8 protein-coding genes are annotated in these 18,926 nt (G+C 62.4%); all 8 read right to left on the bottom strand.

All coding sequences use genetic code 11. The features are described from left to right. Positions 1-289: 289 nt before the first annotated feature. On the bottom strand, positions 290-1,276 hold the full coding sequence (locus tag AB1286_RS19415; protein ID WP_430364790.1) for a response regulator: 987 nt from the start codon (positions 1,274-1,276) through the stop codon (positions 290-292). 35 nt (positions 1,277-1,311) lie between these two features. After that, positions 1,312-2,757: an ATP-binding protein gene (locus tag AB1286_RS19410; protein WP_430364789.1), complete on the bottom strand. Its 1,446-nt coding sequence runs from the start codon at positions 2,755-2,757 to the stop codon at positions 1,312-1,314. A gap of 167 nt (positions 2,758-2,924) precedes the next feature. Beyond that, positions 2,925-3,746, bottom strand: a complete 822-nt coding sequence (locus AB1286_RS19405) for an SAM-dependent methyltransferase (RefSeq protein ID WP_430364788.1) — start codon at positions 3,744-3,746, stop codon at positions 2,925-2,927. 95 nt (positions 3,747-3,841) lie between these two features. After that, positions 3,842-4,096 carry an acyl carrier protein gene (locus tag AB1286_RS19400; RefSeq protein WP_430365126.1) on the bottom strand — a complete coding sequence of 85 codons (255 nt, stop codon included), beginning with the start codon at positions 4,094-4,096 and terminating at the stop codon, positions 3,842-3,844. Positions 4,097-4,168: 72 nt separating this feature from the next. Next, entirely contained in the window at positions 4,169-4,918 is a 750-nt protein-coding gene (locus AB1286_RS19395) for a polyketide synthase (RefSeq protein WP_430364787.1), read from the bottom strand. A 1-nt stretch (position 4,919) separates the two neighbouring features. Next, on the bottom strand, positions 4,920-5,717 hold the full coding sequence (locus AB1286_RS19390) for an enoyl-CoA hydratase/isomerase (protein ID WP_430364786.1): 798 nt from the start codon (positions 5,715-5,717) through the stop codon (positions 4,920-4,922). Then, the gene (locus tag AB1286_RS19385; RefSeq protein WP_430364785.1) at positions 5,714-7,183 is read right to left on the bottom strand and encodes a PfaD family polyunsaturated fatty acid/polyketide biosynthesis protein; all 1,470 of its coding nucleotides are present in this window, start codon (positions 7,181-7,183) and stop codon (positions 5,714-5,716) included. The genes AB1286_RS19390 and AB1286_RS19385 overlap by 4 nt, the downstream gene beginning before the upstream one ends. 8 nt (positions 7,184-7,191) lie before the next feature. Further along, positions 7,192-18,924 (bottom strand): SDR family NAD(P)-dependent oxidoreductase, encoded by an 11,733-nt coding sequence (locus tag AB1286_RS19380; protein ID WP_430364784.1) that lies wholly within the window; start codon positions 18,922-18,924, stop codon positions 7,192-7,194. Between the last annotated feature and the right edge of the window lie 2 nt (positions 18,925-18,926).

Below are 18,926 nucleotides of genomic sequence, written 5' to 3'. Positions count from 1 at the left end.
CGGCCTTCGCCCCGGCGCGCCCCACGCGCACAAAAACGACGAACCGCGCGGTGGCCAATGCATGAACGCAGCCATGCTAGCTCACCGAGCAAGCGACCTTAATACATAGATACCCTTAACTAGTCGGACTATTTATAGCAATGAATCGGTGGCTCATCTGTTTCGCCGAAACCATGCGGGGAAGATCGAAGTCCCTCCTACGTACCGAATCGCAAGACGAACGTAAGCATGGGCGCCGCGACGATGCGCAGCGATTTCATCGGTTGAATGGAAGCGCAAAATAGTAAAACTATATAGACCTCTCGTTGGACATCCCCATCGCGGCTCGGCGGATTTGGCGCCATTGCGCAAAAGTCAGCGCGCCCGGCTCGAGTTCCGAACCGTCGAGGCGAGTCACGCTATAGAACGCGCCGGGCCATTCGGGAACACGATGAAACTCGGTGGTCCGGATGTCGGATAGACCGGGACGATATGCCTCGTCCGGCCAAAAAAGCGGCATGACGCGGCGCTCCGTCATCGCTCGATGCAACCAGCGCGGGCCCTCCGCATCGGCGACGGTGTCGCACTGAAACGCCCATTCGTCTTCATCCCATGCGAAGAAGACGCTGGCCTCACCCTCCGTATCGAACATCAGCACGGCATTTTGATCGGGCCGCCAGTAGTACTCGACGATCCCGTCGCGGGCAACGCGTTCATCGAGCAAGCGTGCGACTCTTGGGTCCGCATAGGCCGAGCCCACCTCGTGCATGCTCACCTGCCCTCTGCGTTTGCAATGGCGCTTTTGCGCATCCACGAGGAGCTGCGCGAGCTTGTCCGGCATATCGGAATCGGTCTTGCGAAGGTAAGAATCGATGAGGTCGGCATTGAACGCCTCCACCGCTTCCTCGTTGCCTGCGACGCCCGTCAGTAAAATCTTCGTACAGGGAATATCGCGGATCGACGAAAGAAAGCGGATGCCGTCCATTTGCGGCATTTCGTAATCCACGACGACAGCTGCAATCTCGTCGAATCGCCCGCTATCGCCGAACGGATCCTTCCCCAACGCGTTGGCGGCCCCCCTTTCGATCGCCAAGCAATCGGCACTCGATAGCTCAACGCCTTCAGCATCGCGACGAAACGACGCGATATGAGCGAGCGCGGCATTCGGGTTCGTGAAAAAACGATTGACGGCCCGGTCGCGAAAGAGGCCTCGCAAGCCGTTCAGAAAATCCGCGCTGTCGTCGACGAACAGCACGGACAGAGGATGGAACAGCGGCTGCTTAATCAAAAGGCTCATACCTATCTCCTCGAGGAACGCATACCGGCGCACCTTTACCCGGCGCGGACGGATCGCGTCGACGGCGGCGGGCGACGGCGATCGGCGCTATCCGGCGTTTCGCGCTCGGGCAGACATAGCGTAAAGGTCGTATATACGCCCGATTGCGATTCGCACGAGATGCTGCCGCCGAATGCCTCGCACACGTTCCGGCAAAACGTCAGCCCAACGCCCGCGCCACGCCCGTGCGTCTTGGTGGAATAGAACGGTTCGAAAATTCTCGGCAATACATCGGCGGCGATCCCAGGGCCGCCGTCCGTGACACTCAACACACAAAAGCCATCGCGACGCTCGGCACGGATCTCTATCTCGCCGTTCCCGACCGAGCGAATGGCCTCTATACCGTTCTTCAATAGATTGAACAATACGAATACGAGCAGCGAGTCCGATCCGAAAAAATGAATCGTCGGATCGATTCTCTCAACCCGCACTAAGTTCCGCTCCCCCGTTCTAAACGGAAACCGGCGAAGCGCGGATTCGACGCACGCCTCCAGCCGATGCGAAGCAAAGTGCCGTTTGTCCAAGCGACTGAGGGTCAGCGAGGCGAGCGACATCTCGATGACTGTCGACGTACTGTCGACTTGATGCCTGATCGCGGACGCTAGCGTCGCAACCCTATCCGGGTCGTCCAATATGAAAGACTTGTCGGTATACAATCGATGTTCGACGGCCAATCGGTAGCCGCCTAGTAGCTCCGGAATCAAGAGACGCAATTCATCCGCGTGCAAACCTATCGTCGCGAGCGGCGACGCCACCTCGTGTGCGATCGTTGCGAGCGTCAGCCGAGGACGCATCAGCCCGTAGCGAGCGATCGCTACTGCGAGAATACCGGGACTGATTGCAATGAAAATCACGCCTATCGGATAGAAGTCATAACCGTAGTTGACCGCGTAGTCGGTTGCCGAAATGCAGTACATAGCCAAACTGGCCAAACACGGATTGAACAGGTTTCGAAAACTCGACGCACCTGTCGCACGTTTTGCCCGCAACAGGAGCCAAACGCTACGAGCGGCAAGTAGGACGGTCTGTATCACATGAATCGGATGCAACCTACCGGCCTTGGGATAGTATCCGAACGAATGCACGCTCATTCCGCTTACCACCTCGTTTCCCGTCGCCAACATGACGGCCAGCAATGCGCAAACGCCGTAGGAGACCCGCAATATCGTGCGATCGCGGCGTGCCGATACGACCTCTGTAACGAAGTGATAAAAGGTGGTGGGCAGGAATAAGATAAAAAAATAGCCGGTTTTAACGAGCACGCCGGCGATATCGGCGCTCGTCGTCTGGAACAACAAGGCCCATGTGCCCTGCCATACGAACGTCGTAGCGCAGATCGCCACGAATGGGATCGATACGCGAGTGACTCCCTCCGTGGCCAATACATAGACGCCAAAGCACAGAAATAGCGCCGAGACAAATGCGGGCAATATCGAGTACATGTTGCGCGTTCCGCGACCTCAATCCCCTCAAAGGGATCGACCGAATCAAAATCGTTTAAGGATAGAACATTTAATCCTTAAGCGCGGGCCCTATGCGCAATCAGCGAACATTCGGCGATCCCTGCGGGAAACGGTCCCGCGGGGATCACTTGCATTTACGCGGCCGCTTACGATTCGTTCGCACGCTTACGCGCGGTCAGCATGATGTAACCGAGGTTTTCGCTCATGTACTGGAACAGCTTGATCCAGCGCGCAATAAATACGTCGCCGGCATCCGCTACGATCTCCCTCACTTCATGCTTATGCGTCTCGAACGCTTCTTTCAGTTTCGGCACGATCCAAGGCATCACGTTTTCCGTAATATCGGTCATCTCGACCAACTCCATACCCGCATCGTGCAAGAGCGCGGGCCATACATCCTTCGCCACATAGTTGCATTTGAATCGCTCGCGACTGTATTCCTCGAATTGCTCGGAGGTATGGTCGAGCAGCGGCAAATCCGTCAGCAGCAACAGCGCACCCGGCTTCAATACTCGGCTTGCCTCGCGCAGCGCCCGCTCGTGTCCCATGTGAAAGATCGACTCGAAGAACCAGCCGCCGTCGTAGCTTGCATCCTCGAACGGCAACTCCAACGCGCTGCCGTGCACGAACCGAACCTTGTCTTGAAGCCCATCCGCCTGTGCGAGGCGGCTCGCTTCGGTTTGCTGAACCTTGCTGATCGTAATGCCGTCGACGTTGCAGCCCTTCTCCTTCGCAAGCAAGATTCCCGAGCGCCCGAATCCGCAGCCGAGATCGACGAACGTTTTGCCCGGCCCCATCTCGGCTTTCGCGATCATCATCTGCGCAAGCCGCTCCGCCGCTTCGGCAAAGCTCGCGTCGGCGTGGGCCGGATCCCAATAGCCCCAATGCATGTGGCCACCGAACAGAATCGGCCCGACCTGACCGTCCAGCGAATCGTAAACCTCGGCTGCCCTCGCTTCAGCTTCCATTTTCTTGCTCCTCTCCTATCGACTTGTAGGTCATCGCTGCGCTCGAATCGCTTCGATTCGCCGTTCACGACGTGATATTTGCGTGCCGCCCTCGCTCATGCGGCACGCGCTTCGAGTCTCGAGTGAATCAGGTCCGCTAAACCGCCCACGTTGGACGGCCCAAACAGTTCGACGCGCGCAATCGACAGCGACAGCGATTCCAACACCAGCATGGCGATCTCGGCGCGATCGAGCGAATTCGCTCCGAGATCGCGCAGTCGATCGTCGTCTTTGAATTCATGGTTCTTTAGATCGGGCAGAACCTCGCGCGCACGTTCGACGATTAATGCGAAAACCTCATCTCGTGTCATCACAACACCTCTCTTCGTTTAATTGAACCTACGGATACGTTCGATTGCGCACCGCGCGCCGACAGCCAACGGTCAATGATCGAACAAGTTTTTGATGCGTTCTTGCACCTCCGGATGACGAAACGTCTGTTCATGCATCGCCACTTCGCGTTCGGTGACGGCGGGCAGCGCCTCGCGCAGACGCGCCGTCATGTGCGCCTTCAGCGTCACGAGCGAATGACGCGGCTTGGCCGATAGCTGCCTTGCCAATTCGATCGCGTGCTCGAGAACCCTAACGCGTGGCACGACGGGAAAACCGATGCCGCGACTCGCCAGCTCCTCCCCGCGATAGCTCGCCGCCGTCATCAGCAATTCCTGCGCGAGCGGAAGCCCGAGCTTCTCCTGCATCACGAGCGTCGAGCCGAATCCGGGCGTGAACCCGTACTTCATGAAATTCGCGGTGTAGACGCATTCACGCCCCAATACGGCGAAATCGGAGAACAAACCGAACGCAAGCCCTCCGCCTATCGCGTGACCTTGCATGGCCGACACAACCGGGATGTCGCATGTGAGCGGTAGGTTGTAGATCGGAAAATCGGTGAATTGACCCTGCCCCGTCGACAACTTGAGCAGCATCTCTTGCGTGCCACCGGTACAGAAATACGAGTCGTAGCCCGTGAGAATCACCGCCTTATAGGCCGGGTTTCCTGCGACCGCCCGAAAGGCGCCCATGATTCCCGACAGTAGCGCTTCGGAGAAGGCGTTTTTATTGACGCGATCCTCCATCGTGATTTGTACGATGGCAGGCTCGATCTCTCTAGCATGCACGACAGCGCCGCTCATATCAGGCACGCTCCCATGGAAAGGCTCCGGTTTCGACGTAACGGACGATGCCCGCCAGATTCTCCGGATCGGAAAACACTTGCCGATTCGCCGCGAGCGCTTTATCGCGGTCGGCTTCGATCGACCCGTCCAGCGCCGCAAAAAAGCGCTTATAGCGCGCGACGCCCGTACGAGAGACACGCCGCAACCGCAGCAAATGCTTGCGCAGCAGCGAAGCGCTGTCCGCCTCATAGGCATCGACGAGCCCCCATCCGGCGGCCTGCGCAACGCCGACGGGTTGCGTCGTCAGCGTCATGTAGTGCGCGCGCTGAAAACCCACGCGTCGGATCAAGAACGGCATCACACAGGCCGGCATCAACCCGAACAGCAACTCCGATAAGCTGAACACCGCGGATTCGTCGGCGATGACGATGTCGCTAGCCGCGACGAAGCCAACGCCGCCGGCATTCGCCTTCCCGCGCACATGCGAGACGACGATGAACGGACCCGTCGCGAGCCGTGTCCAGAGGTCGTACAACATCTCGGGATCGAGCGCGACGTTAGGCCCACGCGCTGGTGCACGCGCGCCGGCAATACTCGCATCGCGCAGCGCCGCGAAGTCCGCCCCAAAGCAGAACACATCGGGCAGACCCTCGAGCACCAGCACCGTCACCGATTCGTCGAGGGCGTTTAGCACCTCGTTCAGTTCGACGACCATCGTGTCGTCGATCGCATTGTTCGCCTCGGGGCGATACAGCTGCACGAAGCAGACCGTATCGTGCCGACGCACCCTCAACGTTTGATAAGCGACATCGTTCAACCCACCCTCCGCTCAATCCGGTCAGTCATCCATTCCACGGGCATCGCCTGCTCGAATGCGGGGCCGCCCTCCGTCGACTCGCCAAACAGACGCTCGTATCCGGCGCGCAAGTAACGAGCGGTCGCATTCATCAGCGCGAGCGCGATCGTATCGACGTGACGTTGCCTCCAATCCTCGAGCGGCGTGCCCTTCACCCATTGATTGAATGCGCCGAGCGCCGGCCCCGTATGCACCTGGAAATTGGCTTGGTCTTGCGTCGAACCGCTTAAGGCAAGCCGGCTCGAATAGGCGAAATACCAGCGAAACACACGCGCCATCCGCAGCTTCGGGCTGGCCCGCGCCGATGCAATCGCCTTCGTTCTCCCGCCCGCTTCTAGATAGCGCACCGCCTCGTCCCAGATCGAATCGAGGCTACGTTTGAAATACGTCTGCTCGAGTTGCGAGCGCACCGCGGCGGGCAGGTCCTCCAAACTCTCGTAGTGCGTGTAGAGCGCATGCAACTTGTTCGCGCGCATCGGAAACAACACGCCCTTCTTCAACACTTGCACGCGAGCGCCGAGCTCGAACATATCGCCGGCCGGCGCGTAAGCCATGTCGTGAATGCCGGCCTGTTGCAGCATCGTCTTGACGGCGTCGGCCGCGCCCGATTCGACCGTGCATTGATTGATGGAGCCCGTCAGCACGAAGTCCGCGCCCATCGCGAACGCCGCGCCGGCCGAAGCCGGCGTACCGATGCCGCCCGCCAGCCCCATGCAGATCGGCTCGCGATAGTCGTAGCGCTTGACGATGGTTTGCCGCAGTTGCTGCATGGCGGGCAGCAAGACCGTCGGAATGCCGCCGTCGGTATGACCGCCCGAATCCGCCTCCACGCAAATGTCGTGGCTCATCGGAACGTACGAAGCCATTCTTGCTTGTTCGGCGGTAATCGCGCCCTCCCGCAATAGCGCATCCACGATCGCGGGCGGCGCCGGGCTCATGAAAGCCTCCGCCACTTCCACCCGCGATACCTTGGCCAGCACCCGATGCGCGCAGCGGATCTCGCCCTGCACGTCGCGATATAAGCCGCTCACCCGAAAACGTACGAGTGCCGGCGTCATCCGCATGAACGCGGCCGCTTCGATGCAGCGAACGCCGTACTTCAAATACAGCTCGAGCATCGCGCGCTCCGAATCGGGCACGTCGTAGTCCGCCAACAGGTTCAAACCGTAAGGCTCGTCGGGCGAAAGACTCGCCTGAATCGTTCGAATCGCTTCCTCGACGGCGGCTATCGGCAACCCGCCCGTCCCGAGGTAGCCGATCATGCCGGCGCGCCCCATGCGAATCACCAGTTCCGCCGACGCGATGCCCCGGTACATCGCACCCGCTACGTACGCGTATCGGAGCCCGTAGCGCCGGCGAAATGCCGGGCTACCGAGCAGCCGCGCCTGCGGGTCGTCCCCGCTTCCTTCGAATACGTCATTGTTCATTTCGACCGTTACGCCTCCTCGAACGCGTCGATCCGCTCGGAGGAGTCGACCGCCGCAACCGCGCCTTCGGCGGCGAGGGCCGGTTCGTATTCCTCGAGAATCGTCCCGGCGTAGAAGCCGCCGAAGCCCATCGAGTTGACCATCGCCCGCAACGGATGGCTTACAGCGGCGCCGTCGCGCGACACACTTGGCCGCTGCCAGACGGATTGCATCTGTTGCAAATAGAACGGCGAGTCGTTCAATTGCAGCTCGGGGCTCGGCGATTGCACTTTGAGCGGCGACACGAGCCGCCGGTGCTTCATCTGCAAGATCACCTTGATCAGTTGGGAAATACCGGAAGCCGCCGCCGCATGGCCGATGTTCGACTTCACGGAACCCAGCGCACAGAACTGTCGCGCCGTCGTGAATTCGCGAAACGCCTGCGAGATCGCCGACAATTCGAGCGCGTCGCCGAGCGGCAAGCCTGCTGCCGCCGCCTCCACGTAGCTGATCGTGCGCGGATCGATTCCCGAACGTACGATGCTTTCGCGAATCGCGGCGGCGATCGCGTTCGGCGTCGGTTTGTTGGCGACGTAGATATCGCCGACATAGGTCGCCGCCGTCGAACGAATCACAGCGAGAACCTCGTCGTTGTCCGCAATCGCCTTCGAAAGCGGCTTGAGCAGCACCGCGCCGACGCAATCGGCAAACAACATCCCGTCTCGGTTCGCGGAAAAGCTCCTGCTGTCGCTATGGCTCGCCAGAATCTTGAGGCGGCAACTGCGCGTGTAGGACTCCGGATAGAGCAGATACACGCCGCCGGCAATCGCGGCTTCGCATTCGCCCCGCGCGAGCGCCGTACATGCCATATGCAAGGCCGTCATCGACGAAGCGCTGTGCGCATCGACGGCAATGCTCGGTCCGTTCAAATCGAACAAGCCGGACACCATACCGACGAGCGAGCCTTGCGTCTGATTCGGCGCGGACGTCATCCCGAGATAAACGCCCGTGCGCGAACCGCGCAAGCGCGATAACCCTTCGCCGCGGTACCCCGCCGAAGCCAGCAGGTTGTGGACCGTCTCCATGAAGAGCTTCTGCTCGTTCGTCAATTTGATGCCGGCCGCCAACGCGCGCGAGACGTCGATTCCAAGCTCCGCGTTCGAGATGTCCCGGATGAAGCCGCCCCACTTGTTATAGCTGCGCCCTTCGTTGATCGCGGTTGCGCGATCCTCACGATAAAAGCCGTCGAGCGACCAGCGCTGTGGGGGAATCTCCGTGATGCAATCGCGCCCCGCTACGAGGTTGTCCCAGTATTCGTCGACATTGTCGGCGCACGGGAAGCGCCCGCTCATTCCGATGACGGCGATCGGTTCGGCTTCTAAGCCGGCGTCCCTCGTTGTGATGCGAGCGGTCGCAGGGCGCTGCGTTGTCTTTACCGGGTTCGGCACACTCGCGGCTGGGGGTGCCGCGCTCTCCGATGCCGGCTTGACGGCAGCGGCCGCACTCGGCGACGCGACGCGTTGCGCCGGCTCCTCGCTTGCGGCGCGTGCACCGCTTACAAGGCCGGCAACGAGTTCGGCCAGTTTGCGCAACGTCGGATGCTCATAGACCTGAGTCGCCTCCAACGCGAGGCCATAGCGCAGGTTGATCTTACGAATCCATTCGACACCGGCGATCGAATCGAGCCCGAAGTCGATAAACGGCGTCTCGGGGTCGATCGCGTCGGCCTCGATCAAAAGAACGGCGCCCAAGTCCTCCGCCAATTCGCGCTCCACCGTTTGCGGAAGAACCGTCGAAGTGCCGCGCTGGCCAGCGGAAGCAGAAGCAGAAGCAGAAGCAGAAGCAGAAGCCGGAGCCGGAGCCGGAGCCGGAGCCGGAGCCGGAGCGAGCGTAGAACCGTCATCGCGCCGCTCGGTCAACCGTTGCGCTACCCACCCTGCCAGCTTGCGCACCGTCGGATGCTCGTACACTTGCGCGGCTTCCAGCGATAGGCCATAGCGCGTGTTGATCTTGCGAATCCATTCGACACCGGCAATGGAATCGAGCCCGAGATCGATAAACGGCGTATCGACATCGATGTCGTTTGTATCGATGAGCAGCACCGCCCCAAGATCGGAGGCCAATTCGCCCTCGAGCGCGCGCGAGCCGACCGCGGCCTTCGCCCGCGCGGGAGCCGGCGAATCTTGTGTGCGAGCCGTGGGCTTCATCAATATCCGCAGCGCGGCGATGGTTTCGCCACGGCTGTGGCGCGGCCCATCACCTACCGACATCGCCGGTTGAGACGGCACTCTGTCGATATCGCGCAACTTGAGCTTCGGCTTATCGCTCGTCGTGCTTGCAGGCACGGTCGCCTGCTGCGCCGACGATTCCGGCTTCGGTTCCGGCGACGCCGCCACCTGCTGCTGCTCCACGCTTGCCACCGGTGCGGGCGAATCGGCCGTCCCGCTCGCAGCTGTCCGCGGCAACCAATAACGATCGCGCGCAAAGGGATACGTCGGCAGCGAGACCCGCCGTGGCTGGCCCTCGGTATAGAGCCGCTTCCATTCGATGGGAACGCCTTGTACCCACAATTCCGCGAGCTTGGCGACCTTGCCCTGCGATAGCCATTTCTCGATAAGCGGTTGCCATTCGTCATCGTCCATCAACGTCGCCAACGCGGCCTGATGGCCTTTGGTCGTACCTAGATAGACATTATCGATGACCGATTCCGATTGCTGGAACCGCGAGAGTCGATCTTGCAATGTCTCCAGCGTATCCACGACGAATGCGACGCGGTGTGCCAGCGCATCGCGGCCGGTCTGTAGCGTGTAAGCCAGATCGATGAGGGCCACTTCGTTGTGCGCCAAGTGCGCATGCAGCCGCCGCGCTTGTTCGCGTAGACGATCTTCGTTGCGCGCCGACAGCACCACAACGACCGGCCCTTGCGATGCCGCCGGTTCCAGCGTCGATATCGCCTGCGCTTCGCGGTACTCCTGCACGATCAAGTGAGCATTGGAGCCGCCCGCGCCGAACGACGAAAGCCCGGCCGTCAGCGGGTACTCACGCTCGATGCCGTCGTCGAGCGCAAGCACGGGACGCTGCCACTGCTGCGTCGAGCGTTGCACGACGAACGGCGTCGCGCTGAAGTCGATATGCGGGTTCAACGTGTCGCTGTGCAAACTCTTCACGAGCTGGCCGTGCCTCATCTGCAACAGCACCTTCGTCAACCCCGCCATGCCGGCCGCACTCTCGCAATGCCCCACGTTCGACTTGGCCGAACCGATCGCGCAGTACTGCCGATCTTGCGTGAGCGCACCGAACGCCTGCGTCAGCCCCGCGATCTCGATCGGATCGCCCAGCGACGTACCCGTGCCATGCGCTTCGACATAACTGATTGCACGCGGATGCACGCCCGATTGCCGCAACGCATCGGCAATTGCCTTCGATTGCAACTGCGGATTGGGGACCGTATATCCGTTCGTCTTGCCCCCGTGATTGATCGCGCTCGCCTTGATCACGCCGTAGATATGGTCGCCGTCGGCCTGCGCCTGCGCCAGCGACTTCAGCACCACGGCACCCACGCCCTCGCCCGGCACATACCCGTCGCCGCCTTCGCCGAAACTCGTGCAACGCCCGTCGCTCGACGCAAACTGCCCTTGCGAGAGCAGCCGATACTTGTTCGGATGAATCGAGACGTTCACCCCGCCCGCGATCGCCACCTTGCATTGGCCTTGCTTCAAACTCTGGCACGCCAGATGAATCGCCGTGAGCGACGACGAACACATCGTATCGATCGCGATGCTCGGTCCATAGAAGTTGCCGAAGTACGAAACGCGGTTGGCGATCGATGCCGCGCTGCCGCCCAAGGACAACCCGCCTTCCTGCTCCTGCGCCTGCGCGCCGTAAAGCTGATATTCGAGGTACATCACGCCGACGAACACCCCGACGTCGCCGCCCTCGCCCAACTGTGCTCGCGTATAGCCCGCATCCTCCAACGCACCATGCGCGCACTGCAAGAACAACCGCTCTTGCGGGTCCATCAACTGCGCTTCGCGCGGCGAGATGTTGAAATACAGCGGATCGAACTCATCGACGCCGTTCAAGAAGCCGCCCCAGCGGCTGTAGCTCTTGCCCGGCACGCCCTTGTTCGCGTCGAACTCGCGGCGCCAATCCCAGCGTTGCTCGGGGATCTCCGTGATGCAGTCCACGCCGTTCAGCAAGTTGGACCAGTATTCGTCCACGCTCTCGGCTTGCGGATAACGCCCGCTTAGGCCGACGATCGCGATATCCAGCGACTGCGATTCCGGTTGGCCCCGCCCTTCGGAGCGATTGCCGCTCGCCTCGCCCGCGCCTCGGCGGCGGCCCTGACGACCGGCTCTGCCTGCTCGCTCTTTTGCTTGCACGCTGCGTTCGCTACGCGCCGGCCCGCCTGTCGTGGACACATCCTTCGCACCCGCACGCTCAGCCGGCCTCGTTTCGCTCTTAGGCGAGTGAGATACCGAGAGACCGAGAACCGATGTGAGTTTCGACGAATGATGACGGACGAAATACTGCGCCAACGCCCCGATCGTCTGATACTCGAAAAACAACGTCTTCGAGAGGGGGCCAAACACCGCTTCCAAATCCTGTGTCAACGTAATCGCCAACACCGAATCGATGCCGTATTGCTCCAACGGTGCTTGTGCGTCGATTCGTTGCGCCGGGAGCTTCAGCCCGCGCGCCAGCAACTCGACCAGATAGCGACGTGCCCGCTGTTCGAGATCGCGCGGGGAGAGCTCGGGGTGCGCCTGCTCATCCGTACGCGCGATGGGCGCACCGTTTCCGATATCGCTCCGCGTCTCGCTTGCCGGCGACGCACTCGCCGCTTGCGCCGCAGCTTGTCCCGACGCCTTGCACGCGCGGCGAACGCTTCGCTGCAATCGCTCGTCGTCGCCATGCAGCACCAGCACATGCGGCGCGCTCTGCGCTAACGCGCGGTGCAAGGCGTCGATGCCGGCTTGCAGTGGCAATGCTTGCATGCCCAGAACGCGTCGCATCTGCGCCTCGACCTCGGCCGGCACCTGCATGCCGCCGTCGGCCCATAGCGGCCAGCCCACCGAAACGGTTCGACCATACCGGCTGCCTCGTGCGACCAAGCCTTCTCGGTAAGCCGCGTAGGCGTCCATGAAACCGTTGGCCGCCGCATAATCGGTCTGACCCAAGTTGCCCAGTACGCTCGCCGCCGACGAGCAGAGCACCATCCAATCGAGCTTCACACCGCGCGTAGCTTCGTCCAACGCCACCGTGCCCGTCACCTTCGGCCTCAACACCTGCGCGATCTTCTCTTGCGTTTTATGCATGAGCAAGCCGTCACGCACGACGCCCGCGGCGTGAATCACGCCATGCAAACCGCCATGCCGAGACACGATCTCGATGGCGAGCGCGGCCATCGCTTGCGCATCGCCGACATCCGCCCGACGGTATTCGACCTGTGCACCGCGAACACGCAGCGCGGCCAAGAACGCTTCGTCGCCTTCAGACGGTTCACCGCGGCCACTGAGCACAACGACCGGCTCGCGTACCGCCTCCACCACCGCCTGCGCGAACACGCGACCCAATCCGCCCAACCCGCCCGTAATCCAGTAGACGCCCCCATCGCGCCAGGCCAGGGGCATCGCCCGCGTTTCATCGAACTCGCACGGCTCGAACGACAACACTTCAACGCCTTGCGTCCCTTCACGCACGACCGCCGCCGGCTCCATGCGATCGGCTTGCGACCGCAATAGCGGTGCAAGCCCGCTCCAATCGCTGGTACGCACCACTTGCGCGCTCAACTGCGGATACTCTTGGCGCGCGCTCTGAAGCAGCGCACCCAAGCCTTGCAGCACCGCTCCCTCGCCGGTGTCCGGCACGACGAGCTGCACCAGCAATGCGCCGCCCTGGGCCTGCGCGATCCACCGCTTCACACTCTCCGTCAACCGCTCTGCATAGGCCTCGAACCTTTGCGCCAAAGAACCGTTCGTTTGCAACGACAAGCACTCGGCGCCATCGAATCGCGGCTCGCTCCCGCGCGGCAGGTCCGCTTCGCACAGCACGACGCCGCGCACCGCATATCGGGCCGTCGCAATAGGCTCCTCCCGCCCTTGGACTTCCCAATGAGGCTTGAGCAAGAGCGTCGCAGCCGCAGCCGGCTTCTCGACAGCCCTGATGCTGACGCCATCGAGCTTCATCGCCACGCGGCCTTGCTCGTCGGCGATCGCGATATCCAACTTAGGCGGGCCCTCTGCCTCGCTACGCCGGACGAGTACATAGGCGGAGCGCGGCACCTCGCCCCATGCGCTGACCGCCGACACCGAGAACGGCAAGGCTAAGCCGTCGAACAATGCAGGCAACCCGACGCAAGCTTGCAACGCCGCATCGAGGATGCTCGGCAGCCATTGAAACGCCGCGATATCGGCGGAATCGGGACACTGCACGCGCGCCAGCACGACTGTCTCTCCGGCGCGGAGCGCTTGCAAACCCCGGAACGTCGGACCGTAGACGAGACCTGCTTCGTCGAAGCGCGCATAGCACGCTTCGACGTTCAGCTCGCGATCGCACGCATCGGCGATCGCGGCAAGGTCCAACTGCTCACCGACATCGGCCTCGCCGAACTCGACGACCATTGCGTGGCCCTGGCTATACACCAAGGTCCGCCCCGCCTGCTCTCGGTAGATCTCGTAAGCAATACGGCCGTCATCGTCTTCGGCAAGTGCAACATGCACCTCCAATTCACCATCCACGACCAACGGCCGAATCCAGCGCACGTCCTCCAAGCGAATCGACATATCGGGGCGCTCGCCGCCCAACGCCAACGCCACAGCCGCTCGCGCCCATTCCAATTGCACGACGCCCGGCATCACGCGTTGACCACGTACGACGTGGTCCCGCAGATAAAACGCCTCGCCCGTTAGCACCGTGGTGTAGCGCTGTTCGCTCAGGTCGGAACTATTGCGATCGATGAGCGGATGAAGCCACGACGCATGCGGCTTCGTTCCCGCCGACGGCGCGCGTGCGGCCAGCGCATCGTCCGGCACCCAATAGCGCTCCCGGGCGAACGGATACGTGGGTAGGCTCACTCGCGGATACTTCCCGCCCGCAAACAGCCGCCTCCACTCGAGCTCGACGCCCTGCGCGAACAATTCCGCGAGCGTCGACAGCGCCTCGACGACGACCTCGCGAGCCGATGCTTGAACATACTCGGCGATACACCGCTCGCCGAGCTTCGACAACGAAGCGGAGGCTTTCTTCTCGGGCTCGCGTATGCCGGTGGCCACGCGCGGTGCACGCCCTTGTTCGAGCCACATCTCAAGACGTTCGACGACGTCCGCCGAATCGGACGCAACGCACGCCAAACGATGATCCATATGACGCCGCCCCGTCATCAGCGTAAAACTCATCGCCCCGACATCGACGGCTTCGCCACGACAATGCCTCACCAATTGCTCGACCTGCGTCCGCAATTGGCCCGCCGTCGCCGCGGACAACACGAGCAAGTAAGCGGGCCGTTGCGGCGCTTGCAACGAAGCGGCTTCAGGGGCTTCGCCGATCACGGCATGCGCATTGGTACCGCTGAAGCCGAAAGAGCTGACCGCAGCCAACAGCTCGCGGCCCGCGGGCGCATCCCACGCCTTCAGTTGCGTGTTCACGTAGAACGGGCTGTTTTCGAAGTCGATCCTCGGGTTGCCTTGTTCGAAGTGCAGCGACGGCGGAATCTGCCGATGCCGCAACGCGAGCAGCAACTTGATGACACCGGCCACGCCGGCGGCCGTAGCCGTGTGCCCGAGATTGCTCTTGATCGAGCCGAGCGCGCAGCGTTCACCGCGTGCCCCGTTCGAGGCGAATACCTCCGTGAGCGCGCTGAATTCGATCGGATCGCCCAGCGCCGTGCCGGTGCCGTGCGCTTCGACAAGTTGGATCTCGGTGGGATCGATGCCGAAGCGGCGGTACACGTCGCGTTCGAGCCTTGCCTGCGACCGAGCGCTCGGCGCGGTGATGCCGTTTGTCGCGCCGTCTTGATTCATGCCCGACGCGCGAATCACGCCATACACATGATCGCCGTCGGCGATGGCCTGCGATAGCCGCTTGAGCACGATCGCGCCGACGCCTTCGCCGGGCACGAAGCCGTCCGCACGTGCATCGAAGCTATAGCAGCGGGCATTTGGCGACAGCATGCCGGCGCGGTTCGATTGCTGATAGAACGCGTCCGTGCTTTGCACGAAGACGCCTCCGGCCAATGCGAGTTCCGCTTCGCCTGCGCGCAGGCTCTCGCAAGCCAGATGCAGTGCGACGAGCGAGCTCGAACACGCCGTGTCGATCGCTACCGCGGGGCCTTGAAGGTCGAGGTGGTAGGCAATGCGCGCCGGAATCACCGATCCCGCGTTGCCCCAGAATGCTTGAGCCGGGGCGCGCTCGTCGAACAACCGCGCATAGTCGCCGTTGGCGCATCCGACGAATACCGCGCAGCGCCGTCCCTTGATACCTGCCCCGGCGTGACCGGCGTCTTCGAGCGCCCGCCATGCTTCCTCGAGGAACAAGCGCTGCTGCGGGTCCATCGCCTGCGCTTCCGAGCCCGAAATATTGAAGAACATCGGATCGAACGCATCGATGTCGTGCAACAGTCCGCCCTGGTCGCAAAATGGCCTACCGCTTCGTTCGTCGCGTTGCGGCAGCGGCCAACGCGTGACAGGCTCTATCAAGTCTTGGGCGCCGGCCAATGCCTCCCAGAGTTCGCGTACGTTCTGCGCCCGCGCGAACCGGCCGCTCATACCGATCACCGCGATCGGTTCGAGAGACGCGTTCGATTCGCGCGCTTTGAATCGATACGCCTCCGGAATACTGACGACGATCTTGCCGACGTTCCGGCGATCCGCGAGCGCGCGATACGCCTCTTGTATCCGGTCGAACTCAAACGTATGGCTGACGGTCGGCTCGATCACGCCCGCATCGACCAAGCGGTGCATCTCCTCGATCGCGCGCAGTAAGACCTCCGGCTGCGCGCGACCCAGTTTGCGCAGGTCCACGCTATGCAAGGTTTGGTTGTCGTTGAGCCTGGACAGATCGATCGCCTGCGCCGATTTGAGCGCCGTCATCGCGATCTCGATATAGCGGCCACCGGGGGCTAGGCAATTGATGCCCTTTTGGACGGCGTCTCCCGCGAGCGTGTTGATGACGACGTCGACACCGCGCCCGTCCGTCATCCGCTCGATGGCAGACTCGAAATCCTCCTCGCGGTAATTAATCAAATGGCGAACGCCGAGCGACGCGAGGTATTCCAGCTTCTCGGCCGAGCCCGCCGTCGCATAGATTTCGGCCCCCGCATGTTGCGCCATCTGGACCGCTACGAGCCCCGTGCCGCCCGTGGCCGTCTGAATCAAGATGCGCTCCCCGGGCTGCAACCGCGCTTTGGCGAAACACTCGATCATCGTCAGCGCGACCACGGGTAGCGCGCACGCCGCCTCGAACGATAGGTTCCGCGGGCGCTTGAACACCCACTGCTCTTCGCACGACAAAACCGTTGCGTGAGCGCCGAGCGCGGGCCCGGCCAGTGCGACGACTTCGTCGCCCACAGCCACCGAGCTCACGTGCGTACCCACCTCGATGACGACGCCGCTCGCCTCGAAGCCCGGGGTAAACGGGTACGCCGGCTGCGTGGGATAGAGGCCCTTTACGCACAACAGGTCGCCGAAATTCAGCGAAAAAGCCCACACGGCGACCCGCACTTCATGCTCGCCCAGCGGCGCAAGCGGCGCCCGCTCGATACGCATATCGTCGATCGTTCCCGGTCGCTCAAGCCATACGCGGTGATACGTCGGCTCTTGCGTTTCCGTCCCGGCCGATGGCATGGTCGAAGGCCCGACGCCCGGCGCGGCTACAGGCACCGGAACCGAGACCACGCCCGAGCGCGCCCGCCGCCCTGTCCGCGCGACCGGCGCGACCGGGGGGTTCGAAGGCGCGTCCGGCGCCACGTCCGCCTGCGCGCGCGCCGAGTCGTCCCGAGCCGCATTCGGGTAGGCCGCCTCGATGTGTTCGGCCAATTGGTCGATCGTCGCGTAGTCGAACAGCACGGTCGTCGGCATGGACAAGCCGAGTCGCGTGTTGATCTCGCCCACAAGGGTCACGCCCGTGATCGAGTCGATCCCGTAGCTGGAAAACGCTTGGTCGTCGAGCAATTGAGCATCGCCGACCTTTAGCGTCTGCGCGACGCTTGCGCGAATGGCCTCACGAGCCGATGTACGCCGTCGCAGTATGGGCCGAGGTTGCGCGGCCGCCATAGGCGATTGCACCGAAGGGCTCGCCTCTGTCGCGGGGCGCCGAGCGATCGCGCGATCGTCGCGGCCGGTGCTCGGGCGCACGCTCGTTTGCGCGATATGTGCCGTTAGCTGATCGATCGTCGCGTAGTCGAATAGCACCGTCGTCGGCAAGCTCAAGCCAAGCCTTGCGTTGATCTCGCTCACGAGCGTCACGCCCGTAATCGAATCCACGCCGAAACTCGAAAACGCCTGGTCGTCGAGCACCTGCGTGTCGCTAAGCTGAAGCGTTTGGGCAATGCTCGCGCGAATCGCTTGCCTGACCGATGATTGCGATAAGGCCGGCGTAGCGGACTCGGATGTATCGCGCGCCGCTTGCGGCGGCGACGGCTCGTGTGCCGGTTTCGCTACGGCGTCAGCAATCCGCTCCGACGGCACGGGTTCCGCGTGACGATCGACGCGAATGACGCCGTCGCTGACGGCCCAGACGATTTGCTGACCGAGCGCGTGCGCGTCTTGCGCGGGGAACTCGATCTGCGTGAAGCCCTCCGCCTGCAATACGCGATGCCAGCCGTCAGGACTCAAAGCCGGCGTTCCTGCGATCCGCAACGCCTCGTCTTGCGCAAGCCACCAACCGTCGAGCAAACCGAACGTCATGTGCGAGAACAAACTTGCCGAAGACACTTCGTTCAACAGCACGATCCCGTTCGCCTTCAGCAGCATCTTGACGTGCCGCAACGTGCGTCGAATATCGCGCGTGGCATGCAACACGTTCGATGCGACGACGACGTCGTATCCGCCCGTCTCGAAGCCTTGCGTGGCGGGCGACGCTTCGATGTCGAGACGCTGCGTGCGCAAATACGGCGCGAGCTTGCGATAGTGCTCCTGCGCGTGCAAAAGAAAGGCAGGCGATACGTCGGTGTAGCAGTACGCCTCGATCCTATGCGCATGCGCGGTCAGGCGCGGCCAAAGACCGACGCTGGTGCCGCCGGTACCCGCACCGATCTCGACGATCCTCAAACGGCTATCGCGATCGTTCGCGAGACGCGCTTGCACGTATGCCTGAAGGCGTTCGCCCAGCGCGGCATTGAAGTAATCGGCCACCGGATGATCGCGATAGATCCCCTCGACGAGCGTCAATTGTCCTTGGGGAAACAACACGCCCGTGGCTGCGCGCTCGCCGAGAAGAATCGCCGGTAAGGCTTGCAAAGCCGCGTCGGCCAAGCGCACTTGCGCGCCCAGCATCGCGTCCTCGCGCGCCTGCTCGCGGAACGTCCGCCATCGGCCGAGGCACGATTCCCACTCGGGCGCCGCTTGTTCGAGCGCGAAGCGCCGCTCGCGCAGCAAAGCGACGCTCGCCTCGCGCCAGCGGCGATAGTTCGAGGCCAAGCCGGCGTCGCCTTCGATCCAGCCTTGCCGTGCCAAGTGCGCGAAGAGCAGTTGCCCGAGCAGTTGCTCGAGCGTGGCCTGTGCATCCATCGCCGCTTCCAACGGATCCTTGATGACTGTAGACATAT

The sequence above is a fragment of the Trinickia sp. NRRL B-1857 genome, from assembly GCF_050470685.1.
In the GTDB taxonomy this organism is placed as follows: domain Bacteria; phylum Pseudomonadota; class Gammaproteobacteria; order Burkholderiales; family Burkholderiaceae; genus Trinickia.
Note: the sequence above shows the minus strand (reverse complement) of the source record. Positions and strands in the feature narration are given on the sequence as shown.